The 7545-nt window shown below is 49.5% G+C and carries 7 protein-coding genes; all 7 read left to right on the top strand.

What is annotated here, in order from left to right:
• Positions 1-57 precede the first annotated feature (57 nt).
• The 7 genes from KKD83_10585 to KKD83_10555 all read left to right on the top strand — a co-directional run bounded on the left by KKD83_10585 (position 58) and on the right by KKD83_10555 (position 7469).
• On the top strand, positions 58-1191 hold the full coding sequence (locus KKD83_10585; protein ID MBU2536591.1) for a TRAP transporter substrate-binding protein: 1134 nt from the start codon (positions 58-60) through the stop codon (positions 1189-1191).
• A gap of 203 nt (positions 1192-1394) precedes the next feature.
• Positions 1395-1931, top strand: coding sequence for a TRAP transporter small permease subunit (locus KKD83_10580; protein MBU2536590.1), 537 nt, complete (start codon positions 1395-1397; stop codon positions 1929-1931).
• Between the two features lie 7 nt (positions 1932-1938).
• Positions 1939-3270 carry a TRAP transporter large permease gene (locus tag KKD83_10575; protein MBU2536589.1) on the top strand — a complete coding sequence of 444 codons (1332 nt, stop codon included), beginning with the start codon at positions 1939-1941 and terminating at the stop codon, positions 3268-3270.
• A gap of 23 nt (positions 3271-3293) precedes the next feature.
• Positions 3294-4871, top strand: coding sequence for a D-aminoacylase (locus KKD83_10570; protein ID MBU2536588.1), 1578 nt, complete (start codon positions 3294-3296; stop codon positions 4869-4871).
• Between the two features lie 3 nt (positions 4872-4874).
• Entirely contained in the window at positions 4875-5651 is a 777-nt protein-coding gene (locus KKD83_10565) for a creatininase family protein (protein MBU2536587.1), read from the top strand.
• A 71-nt stretch (positions 5652-5722) separates the two neighbouring features.
• Positions 5723-6901, top strand: coding sequence for a DUF362 domain-containing protein (locus KKD83_10560; GenBank protein ID MBU2536586.1), 1179 nt, complete (start codon positions 5723-5725; stop codon positions 6899-6901).
• Positions 6902-7010: 109 nt separating this feature from the next.
• Positions 7011-7469, top strand: a complete 459-nt coding sequence (locus tag KKD83_10555; GenBank protein MBU2536585.1) for a RidA family protein — start codon at positions 7011-7013, stop codon at positions 7467-7469.
• The last annotated feature ends 76 nt before the right edge of the window (positions 7470-7545 follow it).

Genomic DNA, 7545 nt, shown 5'->3' with positions numbered 1-7545 from the left:
TGGCTTTCAGAAGAAGGGTTTACTATTGGGTGAATTTCAAGGTAATGGAGGTTGAAAATGGTTAAGAAAAAGATGTTGGCTTTGGTGATGGTGATAGCTTTGATTTCTAGTTCTGTAGCGGCATGTGCTGCCCCAGCTCCCGCACCAGCACCGGCCCCAGCTCCCGCACCTGCTCCAGCCCCTGCACCAGCGGCACCAGCCAAAGCAGAGTACGAATGGCGATTTGGGACGGCGTGGACACAACAAGGTAGAAACGAATCCATTCAGCTATTTGCTGACCTGATTGAACATTACTCGGATGGAAGAATACAAGTAGAGTTCTATCCTGATGGCCTGCTTGGCAGCCACGATGAAATATTCCATGCCGTACAGGAGGGAAGTGTCGAGGGTGGAATTTACGCTCCCTATGTTAACCTTGTTCCTGGAGGAATGCTGAACTGGATGAACTGGACGGTGAGCAACTACAATGAAGCAGCCATAGCATATGACGCCCCCGATGGGATACTATACCAAGTCATGGACGAGGCCTGGAAAGAGGTTGGCTTTAAGCTTCTTTGGAGCTCCCACTTTGGCCCATATGGCCTTGGTAACAACGTCAGGCCGCTCATAACACCGGACGACATGAAGGATATCAAGATGAGGGTTTCCGCGTCCCTTGGTTTTGTGATGACCATGGAGAACATGGGGGAAGGCACCGGCCTGAACCTACAGACTATTCCCTGGGCCGACTTATACAATGCCCTGGAAAGAGGCGTTGTTGACATGTGCTGGAGCTTATGGCCTTCCCTGATAGAAGAGAGGCATTTTGAGGTGCTGACATACTACACCGACCTCGGTTTTGGCTGGGATGCAGCCAATTTTGCCATGAATAGAGACCTGTGGGATTCACTACCTCCGGACCTCCAGGAAGTCATAAAGAGAGCCAGCGCGAATGCAGAAATGCGTGATTTTGAGTTCTACCGCCGAGCCAACACTGCATTTAAGAAAACGTTGGTGGAGTCCGGCCTAGAAATATATTACCCAACCCCAGCGGAAAAGGCAGTCTGGAGGGAAAAGGCAAACATGCCCGTCATCTGGGACGAGCTAGCTACTCCCTGGCTTGATGAGCACTATCCTGGTCAGAATATGACGCAGCAGATCTTAGATGAACTCGCACGGATAAGTTCAGAGGTAGCCGCTGCCGGTGGCTAGACTGGCAAAAGAAAGGCCTTTGCCTTGAGACTATGAGGCCATCTGTTTAGGAATGGGTAGTTGTGACCTTATCTTCGGGTAGCGGCAAGACTCCCGAAGATAGGGTCACTTATGAGACAGTCTAATTGCTCATCTTCACTAGTTATGAAACTTAAGCCGAATAACTGTAATCTTAGGTAATACCACTACGGAGAATAGTCCTGGTGAGATATATCAAGTCAGCCTTGAAGTGGATATTGCACGGAGTACAGACGGCACAGGGCATTATTTGCGCCGTTGGGTTAGTTGCCTGTACCTTCCTCATCTTTGCCCAGGTGATTAATCGCTACTGGCTACACTTTGAGATAATGTGGTTCAGCGACCTAGCATTGTACTCCTTTATCTTTTTTATGTTCGTCGCCGCCGCGATAACTACCTGGCGAGAGGGTCATGTAGCGGTAGATATCTTCCGCGACAGATTTACTAGAAATAAGCCAACCAGGGCTGTCGTTTACCGTGTTTTCCTGGTCGTTTTGTCCATTGCCGTATTAGGTGTCTTTCTTCCCATAGCCTATCAATTCATGTTGCGGGCCATGAAATACCCTGAATATGGCACGTTGGTGCGTTGGTTCAACACCAGCTGGCTACAGATTACTCTGTTTGTCGCCTTAGCCTTCGTACTATTGCACTTGCTGGTTATCGCCCGAAGAGATATCAGCGAACTGATAAGAAGTTGCCTCGGTAGGTCTCGGAGGGAGTAAGGTATAAATGGAATTTGGAATCACTGTTGGGCTGATATTGTTTTTCCTAGGAATACTGATAGGGCTTCCTCTGTGCTGGGTTTTCTTAGGATGTTCCGCAGTAGCCCTAATTCTGATAGACAGCCCCCTTAAATTTTTGGCCGGAACCGCCTATCATGCGATAGACAGTTATATCCTTATGGCCATAGCCTTCTTTATCTTTGCCGGTGGTTTGATGTGTGAGGCCGGGCTTGCTGACCGTTTCATTCGCCTTGCCCATGCTTTAGTGGGCAGGCTCAAGGGTGGAATGGTAGATGTTGGTATCGTCGCCACCCTATTTTTAAGTGCCTTGACTGGTTCGTCGGTGCCTTGCATCGCCACTTTGATTCCGATGTTGGTCCCCCGGCTGGAAAAGTTCGGATACGAGCGAAGGTATACTACTGCCGTGCTGTGTTCCTCCAGTTTCCTGGGATACCTGATACCGCCCAGTGTCCCGGTGCTGATTTACTGTCTTGTTGCCCAGCAGTCAGTGGCGGCCGTTTTTCTGTCCACTGTTTTCCCCGGGCTTCTGCTTGCCGGGGGCTATATGGTGCTAAATAACTTTATTTGCCTCAGGTATATGCACCCAACTAGCGAAGTTGATGCACTACCAACCACGCTTAAAGGCTCGGTAAAAGAGGTTAGTATAGCCACCTGGCTAGCGTTACCCGCCTTGGGCTGTCCTCTAATTGTACTGGGGGGTATTTATGGAGGTGTATTCACGCCAAACGAGGCAGGCGCGGTTGCTGTCGTGTACACCTTATTCGTTGGTCTATTCGTCTACCGACAACTGAAAGCAAAGAATTTCTGGACAACTACTCAGGAGTCAATTAAGACACTGGGTATGATTACGCTATTACTCGGCTTTGGCACCGTCTTTACCAGACTCCTGATTCGAGAAGGAGTGGCCCAGTCTCTGGCCGATTTCATGATAGGGGCGTTCCAAAGCAAGTATTTGGTGTTGTTTATGATGAACATACTGCTACTAATCGCGGGAATGTTTATCGATGGCATTCCCATCTTAATAATAGTAGTGCCCCTGGTAATGCCACTGGTCGAGGGAATAGGTGTCAACCTTGTTCAGCTAGGGGCGATAATTGTGGTTAATGTTGGTCTTGGCGTGGTTACCCCACCATACGCCATTTCTATTTTTGTCGGGTCTCGTTTATCAGGCGTCCCATATGACCAATTGGTGAGACCGATGATGCTGTTTCTGTTTATTGTCGGTTTACCGGTTCTATTCCTCACCACATATATTCCCTGGCTATCGTGTTGGTTGCCGACCCTGGCAGTGGGTCCGAAGATAGTTGGACCATGGTAACAAGGTAAGAGTAAGGAGATAAGATGTTTGATGTCTTGATAAAGGGTGGCACGATTATTGACGGCACGGGAAACCTTGGCTTCAAAGGGGATGTGGCCATCGAGAAAGACCGGTTAAAGATTCTGGTGGGTGACACCTCATCCGTACCGGCGGCAAGTATCATTGACGCCGCTGGTTGTGTGGTCGCTCCGGGCTTTATTGACGTGCATACCCATTCTGACCTGATTGCCCTGTCCGAACCGTTAAACGAGCCCAAGATAAGGCAGGGAGTTACTACTGATATGCTAGGACTTGATGGTCTAGGCTACGCGCCGCTCTCAAAAAAGAACCTGGAAATGATGTTACGGCACTATTCGGGAGTGAACGGTTATCCGAGGCTGGACTACAACTGGAGCTCAATTACTGAATATTTGCAGCAGTTCCACCAGAAGACCTCGATTAACGTTGCTTACCTTATTCCCAATAGCTGTCTGAGAGTGGAAACGGTAGGCTGGGAGGAGCGCCCGGCCACTAAAAAAGAGATAAAGGCGATGCAGGAAATGATACGGCAGGGCATGGCCGAAGGGGCCGTTGGCCTTTCTACCGGGTTAGCGTATCCCCCCGGCGTATATGCCAGTGCCGAGGAACTGGTCGCTCTTTGCCAGACAGTTGCCGAGTGCGGCGGCGTTCATGTAACCCATGTGCGATATGACCTTGGCGATGGCGCTTTTGATGGATTCAGAGAAGCCGTGGAAATAGGAGCACGCAGCGGCTGTCCGGTGCACTTTTCTCATTATGCCACAAATATTATCACACGAGGGCAGATAGCCAAGCTGCTGGAAATAGTGGATATGGCAAGAGACGGCGGCATCGACCTTACCTTTGATTCTTACCCCTGGGAAGCCGGAAGCACGACCATGCATATAGCGGTTCCGATGTGGGCGCATAGTGGTGGCCCCCATGAACTGCTGCAGCGCCTGAAAAATAAAGAGGACCGGTCCAAGATGCGTGGTAAGTCCACCAAGGCAGTTGGGTCAGTAGACAAGATGGTGATAAGCGCCGTCAGAACGGAAAGAAACAAGTGGTGCGAAGGTTTAACGGTTGCGGCCGTCGCTGGTAGGCTTAATAAAGACCCCTGGGACACAATGTGTGACCTGATGATAGAGGAAGAGCTAGAAGTAGCCTTTTATTGCTTTACTGGTGATATGAATGACGTGAAAGTTATCATGACCCACCCGGCACATATGTTCATAACCGATGGACTGCGAATAGGAGGCATGCCTAATCCTCGAACCTATGGTACTTATCCCAAGATACTGGGGCAACTGGTAAGGGACGAGAAGATTCTAACCATGGAGCAAGCAATCAGAAAAATGACTTCTTTCCCTGCGCAAAGGTTTGGGCTGATGGATAGAGGCATTTTGCGGGACAACATGAAGGCTGACATTGTGGTGTTCAATCCAAACACAGTGAACAACCTGGCTACCTTTGCTAACCCGAAACAGTTTCCCTCAGGCATAGAGTATGTTTTTGTAAATGGTCAAATGGTCGTGGACAAAGGGAAGCATACCGGTGCCCTTCCTGGAGAGCCACTAGCTATGAGAAGCTATGTTGGAGGCTGAGCTATGAAAAAGGTACTGTGGCAGGAACTACGTCGAACTGAATTTGAAGAAGCGGTCAAGGCTGATGCGGTAGTCATCATTCCAGTCGGTTCAACCGAGCAGCATGGAAATCACCTGCCAATAAACACTGATGTGAATTGCTGTTTTACCATCGCCCAACGCGCTGCCCAGGCCATAGACGATTTCCCGGTGCTGGTGTTACCTCCCGTCTGGACGGGATATTCTCCTCACCACATGAAACACCCCGGCTCCATTACCCTCAAATACCACACCTTTGTTGAGCTGCTGACCCAGATTGCCACCAGTGTTCATGCCCATGGATTCAAAAAGATACTCTTCCTTAACGGCCATGGCGGAAATTCAGCCGTTATTGCCGCTATGCGATTTAAGCTCACCGCCGAAGATGGAGTAACTTCAGTAATAGGCTACGATTACTGGAACCTCTACCCCACCCCTGAGGTAATGGAGACAGTCAGTGAGACTGACAGGGGTTTTATCGGTCACTCCGGTGAGATGGAAACCTCGCTTCAACTTTACCTTCAGCCGGAACTGGTGGATATGGACTGTGCGGTTTGGGTTCCGGGCGTCTGTGGTGACCCCACCGTGGGGAGCCGTGAGAAGGGAGAGCGCATCGTTAACGCCGCGGTAGATGCTTTGGTAAAGACACTGCGCGACTATCATAGCGGCAAACTCGAAGATATTCTGGCGCTATGGCGCCCTGAGTTTGATGCCAAGCTTAAAGACCAATTCAGATTCCCCAGATACAATCCAGAGCACTGATGCACTACCACGGCATTGTTTTGGGTTTTCTCGAGCTGCGTTCGATTCAAATAGGAAAGGGATAATCTGTCATGGCGAGGAGCAAAGTTTCCATCGTAAGGACGTCACGAGATCCATATTATGAACAAATACAGGCTGCCGTTGAGAAGGCAGTAGACCTTCTTGGCGGTATCGGGCAAATTGTTAAACCGGGACAGAAAGTTCTGCTCAATCCCAGTCTGGTAAACGCACGGACCAAGCGAGAACAGGCGACGATCACGCTACCTGAGGTGACTCGTGCCGTAGCTGATGTGGTAAAGAGGGCGAGAGCACGACCAATTATCGCCGAATCCTCAGCCATTGGCATCGATACCGAAAAGGTTATTTCAGAGTCAGGATATAATCAGCTCAGAGAGATGGGCTACGATGTAATCGATCTCAAAAAAACAGGGACCACGATGTTCCCCGTGAAAAACGGGAAAGTATTTGCTGAAATACAAACTTATAAACTGGTTAAAGAAGCCGACGTCATCATACCAGTGGCCAAGCTGAAGACTCACGACCAGGCGGAGCTCACGTTATCAATTAAAAAACTGAAAGGCTTGCTCACGGACAAGTATAAGCGTGAATTCCATCAACGTGGAGTTTTTGAGGGCTGTGTAGACTGGTTCAGTGCTTTGAGGCCACAGCTGGCAATAGTGGATGCCATTTACTGTCAAGAGGGCCTGGGACCTGTGTTCGGCAAACCTGTGGAGATGGACCTGATTGTTGCTGGCCATGACTTAGTCGCCCTGGATGCGGTGTGCGGGTATATTGCCGGCTTTGAGCCGGAAGAAGTGCCTATAACCACCGAGGCTTTCAGGCGGGGTCTTGGGATGGCAAACCGAAAGGATATTGAGGTAGTCGGCGAACCTATTGAAGCGGTATCTCGTCGTTTCATGAGAGTGTTGGAAGATGAACGGCTGAACATTGAAGGGCTTAATTTGTTTTACGGAGGTATTACCTGCTCGGGGTGCCGCATGGGCATAATGAGTTCCCTATTTGACATGAAAGAGGCCAACCAGTTGAATTACCTCGAAGGAGTCACTATTGTCACCGGCGATCCAGACCTACCAGAATATATTCGCGAAGATAACACGGTTACCGTGGGTCGGTGCGTTCCATCTGATAAAAAGAGCAAGCGCCACGTTCGTGGCTGCCCACCCAATAACCTGGATATCGTACAGGCCATTATCGGTGACCGGGCTAAGGCCGAGCGCCACTGGGAGTAAACGATCACAAATAAACAGGATTTATTTCCGCAGGTCTTATTGAATAAAATCAATACCTTTTTACTGTTTTACTATACATTTGGTAACGACTAGGAGAAAGGAGAACCCAATGAGTGCTGAGCAAAAATTAAAGGAACTAGGGCTGATATTGCCGCAACCACCCACACCAGTGGCAAATTATGTCCGCGCTGTCAGAACTGGTAATCTGCTCTTTGTCTCCGGGCACGGTCCCTATAACGATGGGAAGATCAAGATCTCAGGTAAGGTGGGCCGAGAATTGACCGTTGATGAGGGGTACCAGGTTGCACGCAATGTCGCCCTTAATTGTCTGGCAACGATTAAGGCTACAATCGGCGACCTGGATAAAGTCAAGCGGTTCGTCAAACTGCTAGGCATGGTAAACTGCACCGATGATTTCAAAGACCAGCCCAAGGTCATCAACGGATGTTCTGATTTGCTGGTCGCCATATTCGACGAGGCAGGGAAACATGCACGATCAGCTGTAGGAATGCAGGCGCTGCCAAATCAAATTCCCGTTGAGATTGAGATGATTCTGGAAATCAGCTGAAAGACCGAGATCTCGAGGAAGATGGGATTCATGGTTGAGAAGGCATTGAAGATCTTACCGAAGTAACAATCGCTTG

This window comes from Chloroflexota bacterium (assembly GCA_018829775.1).
Taxonomy (GTDB): Bacteria; Chloroflexota; Dehalococcoidia; order Dehalococcoidales; family RBG-16-60-22; genus E44-bin89.
Note: the sequence above shows the minus strand (reverse complement) of the source record. Positions and strands in the feature narration are given on the sequence as shown.